Genomic DNA, 26005 nt, shown 5'->3' on the forward strand with positions numbered 1-26005 from the left:
CCAACGTTTGGTACACCCCCGGGCGTATTCAGTATTCCGGCGTTTTCCAGCTGTCTGCGGTGATGGGTCGCGTCAACTGCTCGATCTTGGCGTCGATCAGCGACAGGCGCGCGTGCTCAATGGTGCCTTCTGCCGGGTGGTCTGCCAGCAATTCGGCGCCCTGGGCTTTCAACGCATCCAAATAGGCGTCTTTCTCCTTGTCATTTCCGGTCTGCGTAGACATTCCTAGCCTCCAATGCTTTGGTGGTTAAACTGTAACAAAACTACTCCAAAACGCCAGCCAGCGATCTTAAAATTACGAAATAAGCAGAAAACGTCCTACAGCCACCCCCAGGCGTGGCGCAGACTTGTTATTTGCTTTCCGTAAGACTAACCCAGCTGATATGCACTGGGTTGATATAGAGGCTTTCAAGCCCATCCATCACCCGATGATGAGCCTGCGTCAGCGAGCCGCTTCATTGCCGCGGTAATTGACACCGCCGCTTGGGCATAGCCATCCCAGGGTGCATTTCCCTTGCGAAAGCGCGCTTCAATGGACTCAATGCCCCAGTGTGCGCCGCTGCTGACCTGGTCCAGCTCCGACCAGCCGATGGGTACCGACACACCCATACCCGGCCGCGCCCGCAGCGACCAGGCACTGACCGTCGTGGCGCCCCAGCCATTACGCAGGTAGTCGACAAAGATCTTGCCCTTGCGGTTTTGCGGGCCGCTCTTGGCCACAAAGCGCTGGGGCACGGTGGCTGCGAGGTGCTGCACGATCGCCTTGGAAAAGCCCTTGACGGTATCCCAGTCATGGCGGCGCTGGATCGGTACTACCAAGTGCAGGCCCTTGCCGCCGCTGGTTTTGAGAAAGGGCTCCAAGCCAAGCTCCTGCAGCAGCACCCGCACCAGCTCGGCCGCCTCCTGCACCGCCGGCCAGGCCACGCCCTCTCCCGGGTCCAGGTCAAAGGTCATGCGGTCGGGCCGCAGAATCTTGTCGCGCCTGGCGTTCCAGGTGTGGAACTCGAGCACATTGAACTGCGCCGCCTGGACCAGGCCCTCCGATTGGGCAATGGCCAGCAGCGGCGGGTGTTCCGGATCGAGCGACGGGGGCAACTGCACGATGCCGGCCATGGCACGGGCCTGCAGGTGCTTCTGAAAGAAATGCTCGCCCCCCACCCCATCGGGGGTGCGCACCAGCGAGGTAGGCCGGTCTTGCAGGTGCTCCATCATCAGCGGCGCCACCTGCTCGTAGTAGCGCACCACGTCCAGCTTGGTCACGCCCGTGCTGGCGTCCATGATGCGCTCTCCATGGCTGACCTCAATGCCGCCGGTAGCGCTGGGGGTTATCTTGCAAACAGGCATGGTGGTGGTTCTCTCCCGAGTGATCTGGTTGGCGGGCTTGTCCCCGCGCAAGCCATGGAAGACCGCATGGCGCACCCGGCCCTGGCCGGTCCAGCCGGCAAAGGCGATTTCTGCGACCAGCTCGGGACGAACCCAGATGGCCGCATAGTCAATGCGCTTGGGGTCCACAAAAGGGCATGTCCTAGTCTTGATTTTTTGCAGTTGCGCCGTCAGCGCGCGCAGGCTGGCCTCGGTAAAACCGGTGCCCACATTGCCGGCATAGACCAGTTGGCCGCCGCTGTCGTGCATCCCCAGCAGCAATGAGCCCAGACCGGTTCGCGTGCCTTGGGGGCGCGTGTAGCCGCCGATGACAAACTCCTGGCGCTGGCCGCATTTGAGCTTGATCCAGTCCGCCGTGCGGCCCTCGCGGTAGGCGGCATCCTTGCGCTTGCCGACAATGCCCTCCATGCCCAGCGCGCAGGCCGAGGCCAACAGTTGTGCCGGGTCGCCGGCAAAAGCCTCACTGATTCGCACGCTGTTGCCCAAGCCCGGGCTGGCATCCAGCGCCGCCCGCAGCGCCTGGCGCCGCGCCTGCCAGGGCTGGGCACGCAAATCCTGACCATTGGCAAACATCAGGTCAAACAGGTAATAGACAAGGTCGGCCGTACCCTCCCCATCAAACGCGTTTTGCAGCCGCTGAAAATCGGGCAGCCCTTTGTCATTGAGCGCTACCACCTCGCCATCCAGCCAGGCGTCGTTGAGCTGCAGATGCTGCAGGGCCGCTGCCAACGCCGGCATCTTGGCCGTCCAGTCCTTGCCATTGCGGGTCCACAGCGCCAGCTTGCGGCCCTGTTTGCGCGCTGCCATGCGGTAGCCATCGAGCTTGAGCTCCCAGGCCCAGTCCTGGGGGTTCGGGGGCGGCGCATCAGCGAGCACGGCCAGCTGCGGCGCCATCGTGGTGGGCAAGGCAGTGGCTCGGGTTTTCGCTTTGCGGGTGGTGCCGCGCTGGGCCGCTGGCGCTGCAGCGAGTTGGGCGACCGCCGCCCGCTGCACACTGGCCACGCTGTCGGGCCGGGCGCTGACAATGTCCAACTCGCCAGCCGGGCGGGCAAAGTCGTCCGCTTCCTTGATCCAAAGCCAAGGCGGTTGGCGCTCGCCCTCCTTGCCCTTCATGCGCACCAGGGTCCAGCGCCCGCCCAGCTTGTGGCCCTGCAACTCAAAATGGAGTTTGCCCTTGCGGTAGCCCTCGTGCGGGTCAGCCAGCGGCAGCCACAGGCCTTTGTCCCAGACGATCACCTTGCCCGCGCCATAGTGGCCGGCGGGGATCTGGCCCTCAAAGCGGTTGTAGGAAATCGGGTGGTCTTCCACCTGCACGGCCATGCGCTTGTGGCTGGGGTCCAGGCTGGGCCCTTTGGGCACCGCCCAGCTTTTCATCACGCCATCGAGCTCGAGCCGCAGGTCGTAGTGCAAATGGCTGGCCCAGTGTTTCTGGATGACAAACTGCAGCTGGCCCGCGACCGATTCGCCGCCGTCGGCCGGCTCAGGGGTCTTGGCAAAGTTGCGCTTGGCTTGGTATTTGTCCAATGAACTGGGCATGCAGAGCCTCCAGGGCGCCAGGCCACTAAGCCGCACGCCGCTTGGCAGGCGTGGGCTTGCGGGCGCTGGCGGATTTGGTGGCTGGCGTGGACTTGGCCTTGGGTTTAGCCGCTGCGGCTGCCACTTTGGCTGGGGCACTGGCCTTGGTCTTGGCCGGCGCGGCCTTGGTTTTGCGTGCAGCGCGCTTGGCCTCGGCAGTCTTGGCGCCGCCAGCCAGGCTGCGCTTGAGCAATGCGGTCAAATCCAGGATCTCCGCGCCGCCCGATACCGGCGAATCCTTGGGCGCCTGCACCACCTCTTCGACCTCGCCCGATTTGACCTTGGCAACGATGAGCTTCTGGATCTGTTCGGAGAAGGAATTGCGAAAATCATCGGCATTCCAGGCCTGGGCCTTGTCTTCGATCAACGCAACGGCCATGTCCATCTCGGCGCTGCTGATGCCTGCGGCCTTGGGCGATTGGGGCGGCAGGTTGAGCTGCTCGAACGAGCGGATATCACCGCCCCAGCGCAGAAGGTTCAGCACCAGCGCCCGCCCGCACGGCACCAGCACGGCCAGGTGCTGCTTGGTCTGGATGACGACCTTGGCCACGCCGACCTTGTTGGTCTTGCGCAGCGCCTCGCGCAGCAGTGCATACACCTTTTCGCCGCGCTTGAGCGGCGCCGTGTAGTAGGGCCGCTCCAGGTAGATCAGCGGAATGTCATCGGCATCGACAAAGACCTCGATCTCGATGGTCTGCGTGGTTTTGGGAAAGGCCGCGCTGATCTCCTCCTGGCTCAGGATCACATAGTGCCCGTCTTCGTACTCCACGCCTTTGACGATATCGCTGCTGGCGATCTCCTTGCCAGTGCGCTTGTTGATGCGCTTGTAGCCCACTGGCTCCATCGAGCGTTTGTCCAGCCAGTCAAAATCAATGCCCGAATCGCGCGTGGCCGTGTACAGCCCTATGGGCACATGCACCAGCCCAAAGCTGATCGCGCCTTTCCAGATGGTTCGTGTCGATGTCGGGGCGTTGCCTTGCTGCGCTTTCATGCCGGCCTCCTAGGTATGCGGCCAGTGTGCGCGCGTCACGGCCGGACCGCTGAGAGCAAATGGCAACGCGCGTAGGGAACTTCCGACCATCTGCATGCCAGCGCGGTCTGACAAAAAGACCGCACCACCCCAATCCTGCACCAGCCTCAGCTGCCAACTCGCTTGGATGACTCCATGCGCGGGCGCACAAATCCTACAGACCTGGGGCGCGGCAGCAGCGAACCTAGTAGGCATACGACCGAGGAGCACGACATGAGCAGCACCAAGCCAGACACCCAGCCGGAAACCGGTACCGACAGCCGCACCGACACCCGGCCCGCAACCCAACCCAGTTACCCCGAAGACGAAACCATGGATCCCGTGGGCAAGCCCTATCCCGAGCAGGAGCCTTTGGCACCCGAGCCGGGCGAGGACCCGCCCCACCCTCCGTTCTCACCCAGCACCGAGCCCGACATTCCGCAGGATCCCGAATCCGAGCGCGTCATCAGCCCAGAACCGCTGGATCCCTGATGGCCAGCCTCTTGCCAGTGCCGCCGCATCTGCCCGCCAATGCGGCGCTGTTCCTCGACTTCGATGGCAGCCTGGTGCCCATTGCCCCAACGCCAGACATCATTGCCGTGCCTGCCGGGCTGGTGCCGTTGTTGCGCGATCTGCAGGCACTGCTGGGCGGCGCGCTGGCTATCATCTCCGGGCGGGAGATTGCAGTCATCGACGCCTTCCTGCAGCCCTTGCAATTGCCCTGTGCCGGCGCGCATGGCGCGCAGCGCCGCGATGCCGCAGGCCACCAATGCGACGACGCGCCAGGTGATATTTCTGCAGTGATCGACGCCTGCGAGCAATTGGCCCAGGCGCACCCAGCGCTGTATGTCGAGCCCAAACAAAGCGGTGTTGCCTTGCACTACCGCCGCGATCCATCGCTGGAGGACCTGTGCCTGCGCAGCCTGCAAGCGATGCTGGCCCACAGGCCGCAGTGGACGCTGCTGCGCGGCAAGCAGGTGCTGGAGATGCTGCCGGTGGGCGCGAGCAAGGGCCGCGCCATCCAGGCCTTTATGCAGGAGCCGCCGTTTTCCGGCCGCACGCCATTTTTCCTGGGTGATGACATCAGCGATGAAAGCGGCTTTGCCGCTGTGCTGGCCGAGCGCGGCGTCGCCATCAAGGTGGGCGCGGACGTAAGCTGCGCCAGCCACCGCCTCGATGGCGTGGAGGCCGTCTACCACTGGCTTCAAGCCGCGTGCACGCAGCAACGCATGCTGAGCGCGCTGCGCCGGCCGGCGGAGGTGCAACCATGAGCCGTCTGGTCATTGTCTCCAACCGCGTGGCCGATCCGCAGGATGCGGCGCCCGGTGGCCTGGCCATCGCGCTGGAAGAGGCGCTGCAGCGCCACGGCGGTCTGTGGTTTGGCTGGGGCGGCGCGGTCACGGAGCAGTCCCCAGCGCAACCCTCCATCCGCCCATGGGGCGCCGTGACCGTCGCCACGACCACGCTGGAGCGCTGCGACCATGACAGCTACTACAGCGGCTTTTGCAACAACGTGCTCTGGCCGGTGTTCCACAATCGCCTGGATCTGGCTGCATTCGACCCCAGCTTTTACGAAGGCTACCAGCGTGTCAACCGACAGTTTGCGCAGCAGCTGCTGCCGTTGCTGCAGCCCAATGACGTGATCTGGGTGCATGATTACCACCTGATGGCGCTGGCGTCTGAATTGCGCGCGCTGGGCTGCCAGCAGCGCATCGGCTTCTTCCTGCACATCCCATTCCCGCCGCTGGTCGCCCTCGGGGCCGTGCCCCAGCACAAGGCATTGATGCAGGCCTTGATGGCATTTGATCTGGTGGGCCTGCAAAGCCGGCAGGACCTGCAGCATTTTGAGAGCTATGTGCTGGCACAGGCAGATGGCCGCATCAGCCACCGCCACCACTACCGCGCCCACGGCCAGCAAACGCGCTGTGAGGTATTTCCGATCGGCATCGATGCCCGCGCCTTTGCAGCGCTGACGGACACCCCCCCCGCCCAGCAGGTGCAGGCGACACTGGAGCAGGAATACCGCCAGCGCCGCCTTGTGGTGGGTATTGACCGGCTCGATTACTCCAAGGGCCTGCCCGAGCGCATCCACGCCTTTCGCGATCTGCTCGAGCGTCACCCGGCCCACCGGCGCAGCGCCACCCTGGTGCAGATCGGCTCGCCCACCCGCGAGCACCTGCTGGCCTATGCAGCGATCCGCCGCCAGTTCGAATCGCTGTGCGGCGCCATCAATGGCGATTTTGGTGAGCTCGATTGGATGCCCGTGCGCTACATGCACCAGGTGCTCACGCGTGCCCAGCTGGCGGGCCTGTGCCGCTCGGCAGCGGTGGGCCTGGTCACGCCGCTGCGCGACGGCATGAACCTGGTCGCCAAGGAATTCATTGCTGCCCAGGACCCGGCTGACCCCGGGGTGCTGGTGCTGTCGCGCTTTGCCGGTGCGGCCGAGCAGCTGCAAGAAGCCCTGCTGGTCAATCCCTATGACGCCCACAGCACTGCCAACAGCCTGGACCAGGCCCTCCAGATGCCGCTGGCCGAGCGCATCGAGCGGCACCAAAAGCTGCTGGCCCGCATCGAGGCCGAGGATGTGCACTGGTGGTGCCAGCGCTTTTTGCAGGCGCTGGACCAGTGCCAGCCTGCGATGCCGCGTAAACCGCGCTTGTCTGTGCCAGCACACCGCCTCGTTGCCGCCGCGGATGGCGAGCTGCCGATGACCCGCCCCACGCGGGATGGCAGCTTTCCCTATCTGCGTGTGGTGAGCGGCAGCGCCCCCGCACCACGCCCGGACGCTGCAGCAATACGCATGGGCCGTTGAACGATGAATGCCTCTACCGAACTTGAAGATTTTCTGACCGCCTCCGAGCCGCAGGAGCCCGCAGAGATGCTGCGCACCTTGGTGGCGCAGCGCCTTGACCGGTTGCCTCTGCCCGGACAGGGCCAGACCCTGGCGCGCTGGCGGGCGCTGGCGGCTGTGGCAGCCAGCAACCTGAGCCTGGTCAAGTTGTTTGAGGGCCATACCGATGCGCTGGCCACTCTGGCTGAACTGGGCGCGCAGGCGCCGGCAGCGGCGCGGACCTGGGCCGTCTGGGGCGCGGAGCCGCCGGGCAACCGGGTGCAGGCCGTAGCGCTCAGCGCCAGCGATGGCCTAGCCCCCGGCAGCAAGGTGCTGCTGACCGGCACCAAGGCCTGGTGCTCGGGCGCGCAATCCGTGGACCATGCGCTGGTGACCGCCTGGCTCTCCGATACCGAGCGCTGTCTGGTCGCCGTCAACCTGCTCCAGCCCGCAGTGCAGGTCAGCAGCGATGGCTGGCAGGCCGTGGGCATGGCCGACAGCGCGAGTGTGGATGTGCAGCTGCGCAACGCCACTGGCACCCTGGTGGGCCAGCCCGGTGCCTACCTCAGCCGCCCGGGCTTTCAGCATGGGGGCGCCGGCATTGCAGCGTGCTGGTATGGCGCCAGCGCCCGCATCGCGGGCCAGTTGCTGCGCACCTGCCGCAGCCATGCAGAGCCCCATGCCTTGGCCCACCTGGGCGCGGTGGATGTGGCGCTCTCGGCCACAGCCGCGCTGCTGCGCGCCACGGCAGCCCATATCGATGCCCAGCCTGACCAGCCCTGGACCCGGGAAGTGAACCGCACCCGCCTGGCCGCCGAGGCCACAGCCCAGCAAGTGCTGCAGCATGTGCCGCGCGCGCTGGGCCCGGGCCCTTTTTGCAAAGACAGGTCGCTCGCCTTGCTGCTGGCGGATCTGCCAATTTTTATCCGCCAAAGCCATGCGGAGCGCGATCTCGCCGCTCTCGGGCAGGCCATCACACAACAGGAGAATAACGCACCATGGAAGCTCTGATGTCCCGCCATATCGAGGGAGAAGGCACCCCCGAATTGCAATGGCAGTCCTGGCTGGCCCAGGCCCCCTTGAACACCACGCCTGCCGATGCGCTGCTGCAGGGCTGCCAGCGGGTGGTGATTGTCTCACCCCATCCCGACGATGAGATTCTTGCCACTGCCGCCATCATGCAGTACTGCGAGGCCAACGCGCTGCCCTGCACGGTGATCGCCGTCACCTCGGGCGAAGCCAGCCACCCGGGCTCGCGCCTGTGGACGCCGGACCAACTGGCCCAAGCCCGCGAGCGCGAAAGCGCCCAGGCGCTGGCCCTGCTCTGCCCGGGCAGCCAGATCATCCACCTGCGCATCCCTGATGGGCAGGTACAGGACCACCAGCCCCAGCTCGAGTCGCGCCTGCAGCAACTGCTGCGCGCAACGGACGCCGTCTTCTGCCCGTGGCGCTATGACGGCCACCCGGACCACGAGGCCACCGGCGAGGCCTGCGCAGCAGCCACAGCCGATGTGGGCAGCCGCTTGTTTGAGGTGCCAATCTGGACCTGGCATTGGGCCAGCCCCGGAGACCAGCGCGTGCCTTGGCAGCAGGCCGTGCGCATGCCGCTGAGCGCCGAGCAGCTGGACCGCAAATGCCTGGCGCTGTCCTGCTTTCGCAGCCAGTTGCTGCCTGACCCGTCCACGGGCAGACCCCCAATCCTGCCCCGTTGGGCCACGGCGCGCCTCTTGCGCAACTTCGAGGTGATCTTGCGATGAACCAGCGCCAACACTTTGAACAGCTCTACCAACGCTCCCCGGACCCCTGGGCCGTCAAGACCGCCTGGTACGAGCGGCGCAAACGCCAGCTGCTGCTGGCATCGCTGCCGCGCGAGCACTACCGCTACGCGTTTGAGCCCGGCTGCGGCAATGGCGAAACCACGGTGGCGCTGCTCGAGCGCTGTGACCAACTGATCGCCGCCGACTGTGCCGAATCGGCGGTGCTGCTGTGCAACGCCCGCATCCAGCGCGAGGACCGGCACCAGCTGCACCTGCAAAAGCTGCAACTGCCGCAGCAGTGGCCCCAGGTTCCACCCGGCGGCTTTGATCTCTTGGTGGTTTCCGAGCTCGCCTACTACCTGTGTGATGCCGATCTGGCGTTGTTCATCGAGCGCTGCCTGTCGTGCCTCGCGCCGGGTGGTCATTGGCTGATGTGCCACTGGCGCCACCAGGCGCCCGACCTGCTGCAAGCCGCCGATACCATCCATGCGCAGGTGGGGGCCAGCGCAGCGCTCAAGACTGTGGTGGAGCACCGCGAGACTGATTTCTTGCTAGAGGTTTGGGAAAGACTGTGAGCACCCGATGATTGGTATCTGCATACCCGCCCATGACGAAGAGGAACTTATCGCGGCCTGCCTCGAGAGCGTCGCCCGCGCCAGCCTGCACCCCGACCTGGAGGGCGAAGACGTCAAGGTTGTCGTCGTGCTCGACAGCTGCAGCGATGGCAGCGCTGCCATCGCACAGCAATGGCCTTTTGTGACCCTGCACGTCAGTGCCCGCAATGTGGGCCGCGCGCGGGCCGCAGGTGCGCGCCATCTGCTGCAGCACCAGGCGCGCTGGCTGGCATTTACCGATGCCGATACCCGCGTGGCACCCGATTGGCTGGCGGTGCAGCTGTCGCTGGGGGCCGATGTGGTCTGCGGCACGGTGGGGGTCGACAGCTGGCAGGCGCACGGCCTGGATGCACAGGCCGCGCGTCTGCGCTTTGAATCGAGCTACCAGGACCGCGACGGCCACCGCCATGTGCATGGCGCCAACCTGGGCCTGTCTGCCCATTGCTACCAACAGGCGGGCGGGTTTGACGCGATGGAGTGCGGCGAAGACCAGGCGTTGGTGGACCGCCTTGCCGCCCTGGGCGCCCAGATCGCCTGGAGCGCCTTGCCGCGGGTGCTCACCAGCGGCCGGCCTTTTTCGCGCGTCGAGCATGGCTTTGCGGGGGCCATTCGGCTGGCGACCTAGCACGGGCTGCGCTAAGGCAGCCCTGCACGCAGCACCAAAACTGCCCTCAAGGCCTGATGTGCCGCCAGGCGCTGCAGCAATCTGCCCAACGCCATCGCTGCGGCAGCAGGCCACGGGCAAAAACACTACAGCCAGTCAGCTCAAATCTGTTGACATTCCTCAGACAGCGCCTACACCGCGAAGCAGCCCTTCGCGGCGATCATGGAGCTATCGAAGAAAGGAGTTCGTCATGCAACACCAGCCATCATTTCCGATGCTGACCATGCCAACCCGACCCTTAGTCGCGCAGCGTGGTGAGAAGCAAAACCGCTATGTTCCAGCGGTGTCCACTGATATCAGCAAGACCTTCGAAAAGTACCGCCGCCTCGCTGCATTGCAAAACGCCAAGCAGCTCGCCACCTAGTCTCTGTTTCACGCCGAGTTCGTGCATCTCCTCCATCCGGTTCAAGCTTGCATGAACGGCTTTTAGCGAGCATCGGCTTTCTTGCACCTGCCTGCGGTATCACCCAGGCCTGGCTACCGGCACCACAGCCCGCCCACTGGCGGGCTGTTTGCCTGGAATTGCGTCTGGGTTCCGGCTCCTTTGGTCGCAAAAGCGCCCGGTACCCGCATGGCAATGCGACATCCCAGCATGCTCTGCGCCCAGCGATGGCGTCTCTGGCATGTGCCAACGGCGCGGCAAGCGGCGCAGGCAGTGCCTACCCAAAGTGCCAACGTAAGACATTGTGTGGGCCGGTTTAAGGTCATTAAAAGGAGTACTGTGGGTCGAGGCAATCCATCTTGATCTGCCGCAATAGACCGGAGGTCTACATGTTCAAATTCTCAGCCTATCCCCCTGCGTCGTTTTGGGATACGTCCAAACTGATGCTGCACAGCGCGGGGGTGCCAGCGCCGCAGGAGCAAGACAAGAAACCCCCTGCAGACAAAGATCGCCCCGGCCAGGACCAGCAGATCGCGGCGGTGCATGCCTTCAAATTTCTATAACCGGGGGACGCTGCAGTCCAAAGACCTGACCGCCGTTGCGCGGTTTTTTTCTTGGTGGATTGCGCTGTCGTCACCGTTGGCAGCACTGGCCCTGCTGTGGCCCCTACCGATACGGGCGGGCAACTACGCAACCTGCATCCTCGACCATGCGGAACAAGTGGGAAGCGACGCTGCTGCCAAGGCGGTATCGCAAGGCTGCTTGGCAAGCTACCCCGCAGGGATGGAGGCGGTAGGACAAGGGTCAAGAAACGGCGGCACAGACTTCCGCTCCGGAGCCCAGTGTTCAGCCCGAAAAGCGCAAGACACGCGCAGCGAAATGGCCGCCTACCAGATCAAGCGGGCTTGCCAACGGCTGTACGACCATCCTGATTTCGCATTACCCGCAGCCATCGCTGCGCCGTAGCGCTCTGGGGTGTACCGTCGCTGCCACAGGATGGGTTGCCTTTTTGGGAGCCGGTGCCCACCCTGGGCCCTGACCTGGATTCTTCCTGCAATTGGACTTCTCGCGCACGGAAGTCAGCTTTGTGCTATCCTGAAATATCCGATCAGGGCATGCTTGCCCCTTGATTCGTCAAAGTGCAAAGTGCTCAAGGCGCTGTGCACACCATCCTAGGCAAGCCCTCCAAGCCACAATAAATTCCTAGGGTCGGCTTTTCCCTCTTTCGCATTTATTTCTGGCGCTTCATGCTCCACCGTGTCAACGTGTGGAGCGCGCACCCATGTTTCATTTTTTTAAAGACACTAACAAAATTTCCCGTTACTTCATCTCGCCAGGCGTGTGCGAGCAGCCAGACGGAAAGTTCCAATCCGCAGTCTCATTGAAGTCCGGCCAGGGCTCAGTAGCGCAAGACACCGTGTACACCTTCTCCAAGCTGTTCGAGACAGCGCAGGAGGCGGTCGATCACGCCAAGCAAGAGGGCATGCAGCTTGCCCTCATGAAATAAGGCCGCAGGCCATCACCAAGGACATCCGTTGAGCAAAGAAGACCTTATCGAAATGCAGGGGAAGATCGAAGAAATTCTTCCAGATGCCAGGTATCGCGTGAACCTGGACAATGGACACTCCCTCATTGCATATACCGGTGGCAAGATGAGAAAGCACCGTATCAAGATCATTGCAGGGGACAATGTGACTATCGAAATGTCCCCTTACGATCTGTCGAAGGGTCGAATTACGTTCCGGCATCTTGCGCCTCGCACAGGAGCCGCCACCGGCTCCAAGCAGTTCCGCAAGCGATAGACAGACAAGCAACCTTTAAGGAGCTTGGCTCTGCCGATCTATAACCGCCTCCGGGCGGTTTTTTTCGTCCACTGCAGGCCCCGGGCTGCAATCTCGCCGCTGTGGGCCATGACATGCACCACCGAGCAAGCCAGCGCCATGGCGCGCTTCAGTCATCAGGCTCGGTGACAGGCCCGCGAACCCCGGTGGCCCGCCTTCAAGGCGCTAGGCTTCGAACCAATCCACATCCAGGCAAATCGCGTAGTGCCGCTTTTTCCCGTCCGCCGCCGTTCCGCCACCGCCGATATATGCATCGCAGGATGTGACTTGGGCATGCAATCCCGCGCCATGCAACATGACTTTAAAGGGCATCAGGTCTCTCGCGGACAGCTGACCGATGCGCAGCCCATCCACCACCACTGACACGGCCTTGTCGGAACTCGCCTTGCCGTCTTCTGGAACAAGAAACGCGATGCACTCCCGGTTGGCGTTTTCACCAAAGGTATTGCCTGCGACTCGTGAGATGTTTGCCGTATAGCTGCCATCGTCGGCAATTTTGACCGTCTCCCCTCTGGCCCAGTGCTTTTTTGATATCAGGTCTTCCAATCGGACCGAGCTCTCAACAGGGCGGCTGAGACGCCCAGGCGCATTCGGCGGCCCCCTCGACAAAAGCCAGTACGCAAAGTACGACAGCCAACACATGAAGAAAAACAACAGTATTTGCCCATAGCTCATCTTGTTCCTTTACCTGAAGCTGTGAGTCAGGCTACCCCATCGCCAGGGCGATGGAGCGAGAGCAAGTAGATGTCCTTCAAGTAGGCGCTTCCCGCGTTTACCAATTGGCCAGGCACCTCATCCATGGCGCCGACTGCCATCGATAGCCATGCGAACCGTGCTCGGCGAAGCAGCGCGGCCCGCATTTGGCCCGCGGCACAACACAAACCCCAACGCCAGAGCGAAGGGCCCTCGGCCAACGCCTCTGATTTGCCTGCATGCGGGCTCGGGCGATTCGCTGCGTCGTCGTCGTTGCCACGAGCTCGCAGCTGACCGCAAACGACGCCTTGCGCCGCATGCCCATCGGCATCCATCCCGCGGCACGAGGGTATTGCCGACAGGCCCAGGAAACCGACTTAAAATGCGAATAATTCTCAAATGCATCCGCTTGCCGCCTGTTTGGCACCGCCTCCCATGTCTGCCATTCTCGACATCCAGCTTCTCTACACCGGCCACCACCAATGGCTGCAGCAGCGCCTGCAGCACCGGCTCGGCAATGCCGCCGATGCGCAGGACATGGCGGCCGACACCTTTGTCTGCGTGCTCACCAGTGCCACGCCGCCCGAGGCCATCCGTGAGCCCCGGGCGTTTTTGACGACCATTGCCAAGCGGCTGCTGATCAACCACTGGCGCCGCCGCGACTTGGAGCGCAGCTACCTCGAAGCGCTGGGCGCCCAGCCCGAGCCGCTGATGCCCTCGCCCGAAGAGCTGGCGGTGCTGCAAGAGACGCTGGCCCATGTGGCCCATGCGCTCGACGGCCTGCCGCTGCCGGCCCAGCAGGCCTTTGTGCTCAGCCAGCTCGATGGTCTGGGCTATGAGGCCATCGCAACGCGCCTGGGCATCTCGCACAGCACCGTGCGCCGCCATATGGCAGAGGGCTTTCGCCGCATTGCGCTGGCCCTGGCCAGGCAGGATGCCGGCATTACCGCACCAGTGCGCAATGCAGCACCTGCGATGGCGACCCGCCTGAGCGCTGGATGACGGCAGGCCCCGAATCCGCGCTCGACCCGGTCAGCGAAGCGGCCGTGGAATGGCTCGTGCAGTTCCACTCGGGCGAGATGACCGAGGCCGACCAGGCCCGCCACCGTGCCTGGCTCGCCGCCCAACCCCAGCACCAGGTGGTCTGGCAGCGGCTGAGCGGCAGCCTGCATGCGCAGTTTGGCGCTGCCCGCGCCGTGGCCGCGCCCCAAGCCGCCACCCCGATCGGAGATGTGATGGGCCAGGCCCTCGCGCATGCCCAGCGCCGGGGCAGCAGCCGGCGGCGTTTGCTCAGCGGTGCGTTGGCCGTTGCCGGCGTGTCCACCGGGGCGCTGCTGCTGGCCAACCGCCAGATGCCGCTGCGCCAGATCACCGCCGACCTGCGCACCGGCACCGGCGAGCGCCATGCGTTCACCCTGCCCGATGGCAGCGAGCTGCTGTTGGATGCGCGCTCGGCCGTGGACCTGGACTTTGGCGCGGACCGCCGCCGGGTCAAGCTGCGCCAGGGCGCGCTGCTGTTGCAGGCCCAGCCCGCCAGCAACGGCCTGGCGCCGTTGGAGGTGCTGAGCCCGCACGGCCGCATCCAGGCGCTGGGTACCCGCTTTGCCGTACGGCTGGATGAGGCCGCTACCCGCGTCAGCATGCTCGAGCACGCCACGCGCCTGACGACTGCAGCCGGTGCCAGCCAGGTGCTGGAAGAAGGCCGAAGCGCGCGCTTTGATACGCTGTCGATCGCTGGCGACGACACCAGCCCGCAGGCAGCGGCTGCCTGGCAGCGCGGCATGCTCGAAGTGCACCACCAGCCGCTGGGCGAGGTGGTGCAGGCGCTGCGGGCCTACCGCCGGGGTTTTGTCCGCATCAGCGCCCAGGCTGCGGCGCTGCGGGTCTATGGCAACTATGCGCTCGATGACAGCGACCGCGCCTTGGATGCGCTGGCGGCGACCCTGCCCATCACGGTGCGCGTCTACCAGCGCGGCTGGCTGGTCGTGATCGAGGCGGCCTGAGGCGCACAGCCCTGTCCGGACAGGTCTGTTCGGGATGGGGCTGCAGCGCATCGGCCTCGCCCCCCAAAAATAAATGAACACTTTTTTGTGCTCGCTCTACATACCTTGGAAGCCTCGATTTTTCCCTCTGCATCTCCAAGGAATCTATGCCACTTTGCCGCTCGCCCGCCCTGCCCACTGCGCATATGGGCGCACTCGCACTGGCCGCCGCCATCGCCTGCAGCTTGCCTGCCCAGGCCCAAACCAGCCACCCGGCCGCCGTCCAAAGCTATGACCTGCCTGCCCAGCCGCTGGGCAGCACGCTGGCCCGCATTGCCTCGCAAAGCGGCCAGCAAATCAGCATGGATGCCAGCCTGGTGCAAGGCCGCACGGCGCCGGCCCTGCGCGGCAGCTATGCCCCGGAGGACGCAGCGCGCGCCGCGCTGGCCGGCAGCGGGCTGGAGCTGGTCAAGATCGACGGCGGCACCTGGGCATTGCGCGCCGCGCCCCATACGGGAGCCGGAGCCGGCGCCACGACCGTCAGCAGCGATGCCGCCGCCGCTGGCCTGACGCTCAACGAGATCCGCGTGACCGCGCCGGCCATCCGCAGTGCGACCACCGAGCAGACCGGCGCCTACACGCCGCGTGCCGTCACCATCGGCAAGGGTGAGCAGGCGCTCAAGGACATCCCCCAGTCGATCAGCGTGGTCACCCGCCAGCTGATGGATGAGCAAAACGCGACCTCGGTCTACGATGCGCTGGGCAGCACCACTGGCATCACCTTGCTGCAAAGCCCGCAAGGCGGCAAGTACATCTACTCGCGCGGCTTCAGCATCGCCACCATCCAGTATGACGGGGTCAATGTGCAGCGCCTCTATGGCCGCGCCAGCAACTACCAGGGCGGCACGGCCATCTATGACCGGGCCGAAGTGCTGCGCGGCTCGGCCGGCCTGCTGCAAGGCGGCGGCGACCCGAGCGGCGCCGTCAACCTGGCGCGCAAGCGCCCGCTCAAGGAAGGCGGCGTCACCGTCACCGCCAAGGCCGGCTCCTGGGACCGCTATGGCGCGCAAATCGATGGCAGCGGCGCGTTGAACGCCGAAGGCAGCCTGCGCGGCCGCGCCGTCATCGATGTGGACGACCAGCACTCCTTCATCGACTATGCCAACCAGCGCAATGGCACCCTGTACGGCACCCTGGAGTACGACATCTCGCCCCAGACCCAGGTCAGCGTGGGCGCAAGCTACGAGTCCTTCAAGGGCCGGCCCTTTATCTCGGGCCTGCCGCACTACAGCGATGGCCGCGACATCGCGCTGCCCCGCTCCACCTACCTGGGCGCCATCTGGAACCGCCAGAACAACCATACCCAGACGCTGTACGCCGACCTCTCCCATACCTTCAACAGCCGCTGGCGCGCCAAGGTCTCGGCCCTGCACGTCAAGGAAGCGCTGGACATGAAGTACGCCTCTTCCCAGCGCGCCGTGGCCGCCGCCACCGGCCTGGGCGCCACCGTCAGCAACCTGACGCAAGCCGACCAGAGCGCCTCGGGCCTGGATGCGAGCCTGGTGGGCGACTTCAGCGCCTTGGGGCGCGAGCACCAGCTGGTTCTGGGCACGAGCTACAGCCAGGGCAAGGTCACCAGCGACTACAGCTCGATGAGCCCGGCGGTGCCGATCAATGTGTTTGACCCGGACCCGTTCCGCACCGAGCCCAGCGACGAGGCCATTCGCTATGCCAACACCGAGCGCACCTTGGGCAAGACGCGCCAGGCCGGCGCCTATGGCGCGCTGCGCCTGCAGCTGAGCGATCCGCTCAAGCTGGTGTTGGGTGGGCGCCTGGGCAGCTACAAGACCGATTTCGACACGATCACGACGACGACCGGCACCGTCGTCGCCTCATCCACGCACCAGGACAACACCCGCTTCATGCCCTTTGCCGGGCTAATCTATGCCCTCAACCCGCAATGGTCGGCCTACGCCAGCTATGCCGATATCTTCAACCCGCAGTGGTCGCTCAACGCGGCGGGCCAGAACTTGAAACCCATCCAGGGTGCAACCTATGAGCTCGGCCTCAAGGGTGAAATCCTGGGCGGCCGCGCCAACACATCGTTTGCGCTCTACCGCGTCGACCAGAAGAACCGCGCCACCGAAGACGTCGCCTCCGGCCCGGACTGCCGCGATGGCTACTACTGCTACACCGACGACGGGCGCGTGCGCAGCCAGGGCTTTGATGCCGAGATCAGCGGCGAGCTGAGCCGGGGCTGGAACCTGTTTGCCGGCTATACCTTCAACCGCAACACCTACAAGCGCGATATCAACAACGAAGGCCTGGACTTCAACAGCTACACGCCCAAGCACCTGCTGCGCCTGTGGACCACCTACCGCCTGCCCGGCGACTGGAACGCCCTCACCATCGGTGGCGGCGTCAACACCCAAACGGCCTCTTACCGCAAGATCGGTGCGATCAACCTCCATGCCCCGGGCCGCGCCGTCTGGAGCAGCTATGTCCGCTACCAGATCGACCCGCATTGGCAGCTGAGCCTGAACTTCAACAACATCTTCAACAAGCGCTACTACTCGTCCATCGGCAGCCTGGTCAACAGCAGCCACTATGGCGAGCCGCGCAACGCGATGTTGACCTTGCGCGGCTCGTTCTAAAGCCCGCCTGCGCAGATGGCAGGCGAGTTTCGCCAACGCATGGCCTGGCTGCACACCTGGAGCGGCCGGGTCGGCATGGTCTGCACAGTAAAACAAACTGGACGCTGCCACGTCCAGCGGGCCGCGGGGGCCCAACGGCCAACGCCAGCCCGGCTACCGCCTGCCAGACAGCAGCCATAGGCATATACGGCATTTCCAACTGTTCCGGCCATTTTCAAGTCTCTCTCCATAGATCCTTAGGAATAACCGAAGCATCAGCCATAAATTCCGAATTGTGCTTGGACCGCCAAACCCGTTCAATGGGGGCCATCTGGAGGTTTCCCATGCATGATTCAATGTTCTTTTATGGCTTGCTGACAGCCACCTTTCTTTTTGCCGGCTTGGTGAAGGGGGTGACCGGGATGGGGCTGCCGACGGTGGCGATGGGGCTGCTGGGCATGGTGATGCCGCCGGCCATGGCGGCATCCCTGTTGGTGGTGCCGTCCTTAGTCACCAATATTTGGCAACTGTTCTCTGGCAGCGCGGTGGCAGCGCTGGTGCAGCGCCTGTGGCCCATGCTGGCGGCCATGGTGATTGGGACGGTGGGCGGGTCCGCGCTCCTGGTGCAAGTTGACCCTCGCTGGTCCGGCTTCGCCCTGGGATCGGCCTTGATCGCGTATGCGGTCTATGCCTTGTTGGCGCCCGCGCTCACCATCCAGCGTGCGCTGGAGACATGGCTTTCACCATTGGTGGGGCTGGTTACCGGCATGGTCACGGGCGCCACCGGCGTCTTTGTCATGCCGGCCGTTCCCTACCTTGGCGCTCTTGGCTTGCACAAGGATGAGCTGGTGCAGGCGCTGGGGCTGTCCTTCAGCATCTCGACCCTGGCCCTTGCCGCAGGTTTGCTGGCCAACGACGCGTTACGCCTGAACCAGCTGGGTCTGTCGTCGCTCAGCGTCATCCCTGCATTGCTGGGCATGGGGCTTGGCGCTTCGCTCCGGGCGCGCATCAGCCCCCAGCGCTTTCGGCTGTGCTTTCTGCTGTTGCTGCTTGTGTTGGGACTCGAGCTTGCCTCTCGGCCCTTTATTTAAAGACGCGCAGACCACGCAAAACACCGATCCCCCACGCCCGCCCCACCACAGCAGCCGATCACCTGGATAGCAAAAATGCCTTGCTACCGTCCGCAACCTGTGGCCATGGCGCTGATCGGCGCGGTCACCAGCGACACGCTGGTGCTGTGCGCAGGCGTCGCGCAGCTGGCGCTCATCAGTCCGCTGCTGGGCGCGCAGCGGGCGCGTTCCAGCGCAGCATCTCTTGGCCGCCACGCCGCTGTGCGGCAAGGTGGTGGTGCCTGGGCACCGCTCCGTGGCTGGCTTTATGCTGCTGGCCTCTGCCGTACTGTGGCGGCTCACCTGGCGCAGTGCCCAGCAGGTGCCATCCACGCTCAACGCCTTGTCCGGCCATTAGCGCTCCAGGGGCCATAACAGCCGCATTTACCGTAAATGCGTGATGGAAGATCTCCGTCTTTGCGTCAAAATGTAGCGATGGCTATTGCGCAACTCCCCGTACTGCTGGTTGATGACGACCCCGACATGCTCGCCCGGCTGGGCGCCGTGCTGGGCTCGGTAGGCGTCGCAGCCGATCAGCTGTGCGAGGCCGGCTCGCTGGCCGAGTGCCAGCAATTGGTGACCGCGCCCGAGGGTGGCCTGCAGCCCATGGTGATGGGGCTGATCGATCTGGGCCTGCCCGATGGCAATGGCATTGACTTGATTGACTGGCTGCGCGCGCGCAACCCGGTGCTGCCGATTCTGGTGGTGTCGGCCTGGAGCACCGAGGAGATGATTCTGGGCGCGCTGCGCGCCGGCGCCAATGGCTATGTGCTCAAGGAGCGCGACGACCTGGAGATTGCGCTGTCGGTGCGCAATGTGCTCAAAGGCGGCGCGCCCATCGACCCCTTCATCGCCCGGCGTATTCTGGACCTGGTGGGGCGCCCGGCCGGGCGCCCTCCCACCCCGTCGCAGCCGCCGGACCCGGCGCTGCGCGAAGCGCTCACCGAGCGCGAGCGCGAGATCCTCGACCATGTCGCCGCCGGCATGAGCAACCGCGAAATCGCCGAATGCCTGCACCTATCCCGATGGACCATCGACACCCATATCCGGCATATCTACGACAAATTGGCCGTGAGCTCGCGCACGCAGGCCTTGCGGCGTGCACGCGAGCATGGCTTGTTGCGCTGATCTGCCTGGCGGCCCTGTGCCAGGTGCCGCCCGCGCAGGCGCAAGGCCAGCCCTGGCCTGGCACGGCCGAGGCGGCGCGCTCGGACTGGGATGCCCAGCAGCCGCCGACTACCGGCTGGGTGCCGGTGAAGGTGCCCAACGACTGGAACCAGCAGTGGCCCGGCTATAGCGGCGTTGTCTGGTACCGGCTGCGCTGGGACATCAGCGGCGAGCCGCAGACCCAGGGCCTCTACATCCACTACCTGATGCAAGCCGGGGTCATCTCGGTCAACGGCGTGGAGCTGCAGCGCGACCCGCATCTGACCGAGCCGATGACACGTGCCTGGAATACGCCGCGCTACCTGGTGCTGCCCGCGCCGCTGCTGCACAGCGGCAGCAACGAGCTGCTGATCCGCGTGAGCGGCTACTACGCCTACCAGCCTGCGCTGGGCCCGGTTGAGATTGGTGCACCCGAGCTGCTTCGCACGGCGCAGCAGGACAGCTACCTGGTGCGGCACAACCTCAACTGGCTCCACCTGGGCGTGGGCGCAACCCTGGGCTGCTTCTTTCTGGTGCTGTGGCTGATGCGCCGCCAAGAGGCCGCCTACGGCTGGTATGCCGCGCGCCAGGCGGCCTGGGTGGGCTTTACCGTCAACTTTGTCAGCGTGACGCCCTGGCCGTTCCACCACATCAACACCTATGCGGCGGTGGTCTCTATCGCCTATGTGCTCTACCACGGCTGCAATGCCATGTTTGTGCTGCGCTTCATGGGCCGCCGCTGGCCCAGGCGCGAGGCCGCCATGTGGCTCATCATTGCCGCGCTGGCGGCCATTACCTTGCTGGTGCCTGATGCGCAGCTCAGAGACATGCGCAATGTGATGGCCTGGGCCTCGTCGGCCCTGCTGTTCACCACCGCTGGCGTGTTTGTCGGCCTGGCCTGGCGCAACGGCAACCAGGCGCAGCGCCTGCTGTCGCTCACGGCACTGGCCAGCGCCCTGGCGATGGCGCATGACCTGCTGGTCTTCACCCGCATCGTGGACGACAACTTCTACCTGGCCACCTACACCGAGCCACTGGCCACCGTAGGCATTGCGCTGACCCTGGCCTGGACCTTTGTGCAGAACACGCGGCGCATCGAGAGCTTCAACGACGAGATGCAGCACCATGTGGCCGAAGCCCGCGCCGAGCTGACCGAATCGCTGGCTGGCCGCCATGAGCTGGAGCTGCTGCAGGCCCGCCTGGGCGAGCGGGTCAACATTGCGCATGACCTGCACGACGGCCTGGGCGGCATGCTGATCGGCAGTATCACCACCTTGGAGCGCACACGCGGCTCGCTGCCACCCGACCAGGTGCTGGGCATGCTGCGCGGCATGCGCGATGACCTGCGGCTGATCATCGACCTGGCCTCCGCCCAGCACTATGGCGAGCTGTCGCTCGCAGAGCTGCTCGCCCCCATGCGCTACCGCATGAGCCAGCTGTTCGAAGTGCATGACATGGAGGTGCACTGGCAGCTGAGCCATATCGACCAGCTGCACCTGCCCACCAGCGCCAGCCTGGATGTCCTGCGCATTTTGCAAGAAGCCTTGACCAATGCCTTCAAGCACAGCCACGCCAAGCGCGTGGATGTGGTGCTGGCCCGCGAGGCCGAGCAACTGCTGCTGCAGGTGCAAGACAACGGCGTGGGCCTGCCTGCGCCCAAAGCAGCCAACACCCCCACGCACGGCACCGGCCTGCGCAGCATGCAAGCCCGGGCCCAGCGGCTGGGGGCGCAGTTGTCGGTAGGGTCGCAAGGCGGGCTCACAACGGTGCTGCTGCGGGTACCGCTGCCCACGGACGCAGAGGGTGCTGAAACACCTGAGGCCTGATGTCCGCCAAGCACCTTTGTTGAGAGTACGCTTCATTCGAGGCAACCATCCCCATTCCTCCTGCAAGATTGCACGAGCTGCATGCGCGAGCTGCGTGCTCGCAGCTTAGCGCTGAAGCATCGCCGCAGCCGTTACGTTGAAGGCGTCCATTACGTCATCCAAAACTTGGCCCATTTGGGCATGGACGATCGCGCCATCAATCACCAACGACAGCGCATGGCCCACAGGCCTGCCATCGCTGGCCAACAGGCTGTCGAGCACCGCTGCCATTTCCTGCTTGTGTTGGCGCACCACTTTCAAAATTTCCGGGTTAGAAGAGCCTAACTCAGCCGCTGCGTTGAGAAATGCACAGCCCCGAAAATCAGCACGGCTGAACCAAGTCCGCAACGTGGTGCTGAGTGCTAGCGTGGCAGCCGCTCCTGCATGGAGGGCTTGCGTCAAACTCATCTCGAACCAGGACATCCAGATGCCATGTCGATAGTCAAGATAGGCCCGGATCAACTCGTCTTTGCTCGGGTATTGGCGGTAGAACGTGACTTTGCTGACGCTGGCCTGGTCAATGATTTTGTCTACGCCGGTGGCTCGGATGCCATCCTGGTAGAAAAGCGCGTGCGCGGCCACAAGAATGCGCTCCCTAGGAGCGAGGGTGTCTGAGGAGGATTTTGCAGAAGGCATGTGGGCATTGTAGACAGATCGTTCCACATGCGCTAGCATGACACATGTAGACAGATCGTCCTACATACGTTTTGAAAGAGGTAACCCATGGAAATGCGCCCACCCCTGCCCCCCTTTACCCGCGAAGCCGCCATCCAAAAGGTGCGTATGGCTGAAGACGGCTGGAACACCCGAGATGCCGCTACAGTGGCTATGGCTTATACGCTGGATACACAGTGGCGCAACCGCGCCGAATTCGCGCACAGCAGAGCGGAGGCCCAGGCCTTCCTGGAGAGAAAGTGGAACAAGGAGCTGGACTACCGGCTCATCAAAGAGCTGTGGTTGCATGAAGGCAACCGGATCGCGGTTCGGTATGCGTATGAGTGGCATGACGACGCAGGCCATTGGTTCCGCTCGTACGGTAACGAGAACTGGGAGTTCGAAGCCGACGGCCTGATGCGACGCCGCTACGCCTGCATCAACGACATGCCGATCAAAGAGTCCGAGCGCAAGTTCCACTGGCCCCTTGGCCGCCGGCCGGATGACCATCCTGGACTGTCAGAGTTGGGGCTTTAATAAACAGGCTAGCGAGCGGTTCTACCATCTCAATGGCAAATTTTCCCGCTCCCCCGCGGACCAGTCTGAGGCAGCTCGGCACCTGGGCATCTCCCGCTTGGTCCTGCTCAAAAATCTGGTGCGACTGGGTTGAAAGCAGCGACCGTGATCCACCGCTGGGGCGCCCATCACCGCCGCTGCGGTGATGGGCATCAGGCGCTTACTTCACTAAAGGCACCACACCCAGCGCCAGCGATGCCAGCAGCATCACCATGCTTGACCCCACGGCCCACTTGATCGCTTGCTTTTGCACGGCGCCGTAGTTGAGATCCAGCATGCTGACCAGCAAATAGGTGGAGGCGACCAGCGGGCTCAGAATGTGCACGGGCTGGCCGATGAGCGAAGCGCGGGCCATCTCGGCGCCCGTCACGCCGTAATGGGCGGCGGCCTCCGCCAGGATGGGCAGCATGCCGAAATAGAACACATCGTTGGAGACGACCCAGGTCATCGGGATGCTGACCAAGGCGGTGACCACGGCCATATAAGGGCCCAGCGCCTCGGGAACCATCGCGACGATGGTCTTGGCCAGTGCCGAGGCCATGCCGGTTTCGTTCAGGATGCCGATAAAGACGCTGGCAGCAAACAGCATCATCGCTACGGACAGGATGGCGGGCGCATGTTCGGCCATGCGCTTTTGCTGGTCCTGGTGCTTGGGGAAGTTCACGACAAAGGCAATAGCGGTGGCCAGCATGAATAAATAGGCCAGAGGCAGCACTTCCATCACCAGGCCAACCATCAGGCCAATGGTCAGCGCCCAGTTGAAGTACAGCTTCCAGCCAGCAGGCGGGTGCTGCTCGAGCATCTGCGCCGTGTCGAGCTGGACGATGCCCAGGCGGCTGCGCTCACGCTTGCCAAACAGCCAGGCCATAAAGAAGGCCCAGACCACGCAGGCCAGCAGTGGCGCGAACAGCGGCGTGAACACCTCCGACATCTCGACCTTCATCGAAGCGGCGGCCCGAGCCGTTGGGCCGCCCCAGGGCAGCAGGTTGCCAATGCCAGTGCACTGCAGCAGCAGCACCGCCACCAGCGGCAAGGACAGGCCCAGGCGTTTGTAGATCGGCAAGAAGGCCGACAGCACAATCATGTAGACCGTGGCGCCATCGCCATCGAGCGCGACCAGGTAGCCCAGCGCCACGGTGCCGATAAGGATCTTGACGGGATCACCGCCGACCGCGCCGACGATGCGGCGGATGATCGGATCGAACAGACCGGTGTCGGTCATCAGCATGAAATAGGCCATCGCGAAGATCAGCAAAACGCCGGTCGGTGCAATGGTGCGAACGCCCTTGATGACCATGGCGCCCATCTCTGGTCCAAAGCCTCCAATCAGCGCAAAAATGGTCGGGACCAGAATCAGGGTGGCCACGGCCGACATCCGCCCGCTGATCAGCAGGTAGATGAAACAGGCAAACATGGCAAAGCTCAATGCGACGAGCATGGACGTGTTCCTCCACCCCCACGGGCGCTGGCCCGAAGGGAGATGTGTCTTGGTAAAGGGGTCAGCGAGGGGTCCTGCTGACCTTCTTGGTATGGCCGCTGAGGCGGCTGGCGATCAGACCGGCAGACCCTTGGCGCGCAAGGTGGCGTCAAAGCGCTCGGGGTCCGAACGACCGGCCTCATTGTCGGCGCGGATCTTGGCTTCCTTGACCAGGTGCGCACGGCCCAGCTCCAGCACCCGCGCTGCCTCGGCGGCCGGGATCGCGATCACGCCATCGGCATCCCCAACGATCAGGTCACCCGGCAGCACGGCCATGCCGGCGCAGGATATGGGGATGTTGATCTCGCCCGGGCCGTCCTTGCTCGGGCCCCGGTGCGTATGGCCCTTGGCAAACAGCGGCATGCCCTCCTCGGCCCATTCGCAGAGGTCCCGCACAGCGCCGTCGATGACCAGGCCGCCCAGTTTTTTAGCTACGCAGGTGGTACGGATCAGGCCGCCGACCAGGGCTTGGGCCACATCGCCGCCGCCATCGATCACCAGCACATCGCCGGGCTGCACCATCATCAGCGCCTTGTGGATCATCAGGTTGTCGCCCGGGCGCACGCGCACCGTCACCGCAGGGCCGCACAGGACGGTGTCCAGCCGCGCATGGTACTGGCGCAGGCCGATGGTGCCGATATTGCGGCTCATCGCATCGCCAATCGCGGCCACCGGAATCTCGCGAAACGCGGCTACAACGTCAGCGGCTGGCCCGTCCACACGGGGGTTGATGCGGTAGCCCGCAGGCCATTGGAGCGATGCGGTAGTAGTGGTGTCAGAACTCATGCGGCGCTTTCTCGGATAAAGAGGGAAAAGGTATCGAAGGTCGTTGGGCGGGCATCAAGCCAGTACTTGCCCGTTCACGCAGGCGGCCGCATCGGCCGGCTGCCCCTGCAGCCAGCCCAGCACATTGCGCGCGGCGCCCGAGGCCATGCCGGCCAAGGCGGCGGGCGTGGAGCCGCCCACATGCGGGGTCAGCACCACATTGGGCAGGCGGGTCAGCGGGTGGCCGGCAGGCAGTGGCTCCTCGTGCATGGTGTCCAGGCCGGCGGCATAGAGCTGCCCGGTCTTCAAGGCATCGATCAGCGCAGCCTCGTCGATCACCTCGCCGCGCGCGGTGTTCACCACGATCGCGCCGCGTGGCAGTTTGGCGATCTGTTCGGCACCCAGCATGCCGCGGGTGTGCTTGTTCAGGGGTACATGCAGGCTCAGCACATCGGCATGGCCCAGCAGCTCCTCGAAAGAGCCCAGCAGACGAACGGCGGGGTTGGAGCTCTGCGCCAGAGCCGGGTCAAACGCAACCACCTGCATGCCGATGGCCAGCGCAGCCGCTGCCACCCGCTGCCCGATCTGCCCGAACCCGACCAACGCCAAGGTGCGGCCCTGCAGCTCGATGCCATCCTGCACGCGCGACCAGCGGCCGGCATGCAGTTCGCTGTCCATCCAGGCAATACGGCGGGCTGCGGCAAACATCAGGCCCAAGGTCATCTCGGCCACGGACTGGGCATTGGCGCCTGGCGTCACATACACAGGAATGCCGCGCGCCGTGGCCGCCTCGACATCGATATTGCTGACGCCCACGCCATGCTTGGAGATGACCTTGAGCGTGGGGCAGGAGGCAATGGCCTTGGCCGACAGCGCGACGGTGCGCGAGATGACGGCATCGACCGGTTCGGTCGCCATGATGTGCTCCACCTCCTCGGCGCTGTTGCCATCCTGCAGATAGATGACACGGGCATTGGCCTGGGCCAGCAGGTCAACCCCGCTTGGGGCCAGACGGGGTGCGGTAACAAAGATGCAGAAAGTCATAGGTGA

Annotated in this window: 26 protein-coding genes; 18 read left to right on the top strand and 8 right to left on the bottom strand. The window is 64.5% G+C overall.

The genetic code is table 11. The annotated features are described in order from the left end of the window. Window positions 1–28 precede the first annotated feature (28 nt). From ACPEE1_RS15145 to ACPEE1_RS15155, 3 genes are all read right to left on the bottom strand, one after another. Complete coding sequence (locus tag ACPEE1_RS15145; RefSeq protein ID WP_021028206.1) at window positions 29–223, bottom strand: hypothetical protein; 195 nt, start codon at window positions 221–223, stop codon at window positions 29–31. Window positions 224–408: 185 nt separating this feature from the next. Beyond that, window positions 409–2919, bottom strand: a complete 2511-nt coding sequence (ligD, locus tag ACPEE1_RS15150; protein ID WP_423933626.1) for a DNA ligase D — start codon at window positions 2917–2919, stop codon at window positions 409–411. Window positions 2920–2944: 25 nt separating this feature from the next. After that, window positions 2945–3949, bottom strand: coding sequence for a Ku protein (locus ACPEE1_RS15155; protein WP_423933628.1), 1005 nt, complete (start codon window positions 3947–3949; stop codon window positions 2945–2947). Between the two features lie 252 nt (window positions 3950–4201). On the opposite strand from ACPEE1_RS15155, the gene ACPEE1_RS15160 reads away from it, so the two are divergent. The 11 genes from ACPEE1_RS15160 to infA all read left to right on the top strand — a co-directional run bounded on the left by ACPEE1_RS15160 (window position 4202) and on the right by infA (window position 12016). Then, window positions 4202–4459 carry a hypothetical protein gene (locus tag ACPEE1_RS15160; RefSeq protein WP_116925186.1) on the top strand — a complete coding sequence of 86 codons (258 nt, stop codon included), beginning with the start codon at window positions 4202–4204 and terminating at the stop codon, window positions 4457–4459. Further along, on the top strand, window positions 4459–5238 hold the full coding sequence (gene otsB, locus ACPEE1_RS15165; protein WP_423933632.1) for a trehalose-phosphatase: 780 nt from the start codon (window positions 4459–4461) through the stop codon (window positions 5236–5238). Before ACPEE1_RS15160 ends, otsB begins: the two co-directional genes overlap by 1 nt. Further along, window positions 5235–6779: an alpha,alpha-trehalose-phosphate synthase (UDP-forming) gene (locus ACPEE1_RS15170; RefSeq protein ID WP_423933635.1), complete on the top strand. Its 1545-nt coding sequence runs from the start codon at window positions 5235–5237 to the stop codon at window positions 6777–6779. Before otsB ends, ACPEE1_RS15170 begins: the two co-directional genes overlap by 4 nt. 3 nt (window positions 6780–6782) lie before the next feature. Further along, on the top strand, window positions 6783–7808 hold the full coding sequence (locus ACPEE1_RS15175) for an acyl-CoA dehydrogenase (RefSeq protein WP_182345435.1): 1026 nt from the start codon (window positions 6783–6785) through the stop codon (window positions 7806–7808). Beyond that, entirely contained in the window at window positions 7796–8554 is a 759-nt protein-coding gene (locus ACPEE1_RS15180; protein ID WP_116925182.1) for a PIG-L deacetylase family protein, read from the top strand. Before ACPEE1_RS15175 ends, ACPEE1_RS15180 begins: the two co-directional genes overlap by 13 nt. Then, a complete protein-coding gene (locus ACPEE1_RS15185) occupies window positions 8551–9129 on the top strand; it encodes a class I SAM-dependent methyltransferase (RefSeq protein WP_423933639.1) in 579 nt (192 codons plus the stop codon). The genes ACPEE1_RS15180 and ACPEE1_RS15185 overlap by 4 nt, the downstream gene beginning before the upstream one ends. 7 nt (window positions 9130–9136) lie before the next feature. Further along, window positions 9137–9793: a glycosyltransferase gene (locus ACPEE1_RS15190; RefSeq protein ID WP_182345432.1), complete on the top strand. Its 657-nt coding sequence runs from the start codon at window positions 9137–9139 to the stop codon at window positions 9791–9793. 229 nt (window positions 9794–10022) lie between these two features. After that, entirely contained in the window at window positions 10023–10196 is a 174-nt protein-coding gene (locus ACPEE1_RS15195; RefSeq protein WP_158400602.1) for a hypothetical protein, read from the top strand. A 561-nt stretch (window positions 10197–10757) separates the two neighbouring features. Continuing rightward, window positions 10758–11180, top strand: a complete 423-nt coding sequence (locus ACPEE1_RS15200) for a hypothetical protein (RefSeq protein WP_232539603.1) — start codon at window positions 10758–10760, stop codon at window positions 11178–11180. Window positions 11181–11496: 316 nt separating this feature from the next. After that, a complete protein-coding gene (locus ACPEE1_RS15205; protein ID WP_116925179.1) occupies window positions 11497–11721 on the top strand; it encodes a hypothetical protein in 225 nt (74 codons plus the stop codon). 28 nt (window positions 11722–11749) lie between these two features. Continuing rightward, a complete protein-coding gene (infA, locus tag ACPEE1_RS15210) occupies window positions 11750–12016 on the top strand; it encodes a translation initiation factor IF-1 (RefSeq protein ID WP_116925178.1) in 267 nt (88 codons plus the stop codon). A 204-nt stretch (window positions 12017–12220) separates the two neighbouring features. Here the strand turns inward: infA and ACPEE1_RS15215 are convergent, their stop codons facing one another. Beyond that, complete coding sequence (locus ACPEE1_RS15215; RefSeq protein ID WP_423933644.1) at window positions 12221–12730, bottom strand: hypothetical protein; 510 nt, start codon at window positions 12728–12730, stop codon at window positions 12221–12223. A 453-nt stretch (window positions 12731–13183) separates the two neighbouring features. Here ACPEE1_RS15215 and ACPEE1_RS15220 point away from each other — a divergent pair, with 453 nt between their 5' ends. From ACPEE1_RS15220 to ACPEE1_RS15245, 6 genes are all read left to right on the top strand, one after another. Beyond that, window positions 13184–13750, top strand: coding sequence for a sigma-70 family RNA polymerase sigma factor (locus ACPEE1_RS15220; RefSeq protein WP_198424355.1), 567 nt, complete (start codon window positions 13184–13186; stop codon window positions 13748–13750). Then, complete coding sequence (locus tag ACPEE1_RS15225; protein WP_116925175.1) at window positions 13747–14751, top strand: FecR family protein; 1005 nt, start codon at window positions 13747–13749, stop codon at window positions 14749–14751. Before ACPEE1_RS15220 ends, ACPEE1_RS15225 begins: the two co-directional genes overlap by 4 nt. 185 nt (window positions 14752–14936) lie before the next feature. Further along, complete coding sequence (locus tag ACPEE1_RS15230) at window positions 14937–17384, top strand: TonB-dependent siderophore receptor (protein ID WP_423933648.1); 2448 nt, start codon at window positions 14937–14939, stop codon at window positions 17382–17384. A 323-nt stretch (window positions 17385–17707) separates the two neighbouring features. Next, entirely contained in the window at window positions 17708–18454 is a 747-nt protein-coding gene (locus ACPEE1_RS15235; RefSeq protein WP_182345426.1) for a sulfite exporter TauE/SafE family protein, read from the top strand. Between the two features lie 453 nt (window positions 18455–18907). Next, window positions 18908–19600, top strand: a complete 693-nt coding sequence (locus ACPEE1_RS15240) for a response regulator transcription factor (protein ID WP_423933651.1) — start codon at window positions 18908–18910, stop codon at window positions 19598–19600. Window positions 19601–19623: 23 nt separating this feature from the next. After that, entirely contained in the window at window positions 19624–21444 is a 1821-nt protein-coding gene (locus ACPEE1_RS15245) for an ATP-binding protein (protein ID WP_423933653.1), read from the top strand. A gap of 105 nt (window positions 21445–21549) precedes the next feature. On the opposite strand, the gene ACPEE1_RS15250 is transcribed toward ACPEE1_RS15245, so the two are convergent. After that, window positions 21550–22119, bottom strand: a complete 570-nt coding sequence (locus tag ACPEE1_RS15250) for a TetR/AcrR family transcriptional regulator (RefSeq protein ID WP_116925278.1) — start codon at window positions 22117–22119, stop codon at window positions 21550–21552. 87 nt (window positions 22120–22206) lie between these two features. Between ACPEE1_RS15250 and ACPEE1_RS15255 the strand changes: the two genes are divergently transcribed. After that, window positions 22207–22674, top strand: a complete 468-nt coding sequence (locus tag ACPEE1_RS15255; RefSeq protein ID WP_116925171.1) for a DUF1348 family protein — start codon at window positions 22207–22209, stop codon at window positions 22672–22674. A 199-nt stretch (window positions 22675–22873) separates the two neighbouring features. Here ACPEE1_RS15255 and ACPEE1_RS15260 read toward each other — a convergent pair whose 3' ends face one another. The 3 genes from ACPEE1_RS15260 to ACPEE1_RS15270 form a co-directional block, all read right to left on the bottom strand. Beyond that, complete coding sequence (locus ACPEE1_RS15260) at window positions 22874–24151, bottom strand: CitMHS family transporter (protein WP_182345422.1); 1278 nt, start codon at window positions 24149–24151, stop codon at window positions 22874–22876. 114 nt (window positions 24152–24265) lie between these two features. Further along, the gene (locus ACPEE1_RS15265; RefSeq protein ID WP_182345421.1) at window positions 24266–24976 is read right to left on the bottom strand and encodes an RraA family protein; all 711 of its coding nucleotides are present in this window, start codon (window positions 24974–24976) and stop codon (window positions 24266–24268) included. A gap of 54 nt (window positions 24977–25030) precedes the next feature. Then, entirely contained in the window at window positions 25031–25999 is a 969-nt protein-coding gene (locus tag ACPEE1_RS15270) for a hydroxyacid dehydrogenase (RefSeq protein ID WP_182345420.1), read from the bottom strand. Window positions 26000–26005 lie beyond the last annotated feature (6 nt).

The sequence above is a fragment of the Comamonas sp. 23 genome (genome assembly GCF_049601575.1).
GTDB lineage: Bacteria > Pseudomonadota > Gammaproteobacteria > Burkholderiales > Burkholderiaceae_C > Comamonas > Comamonas squillarum.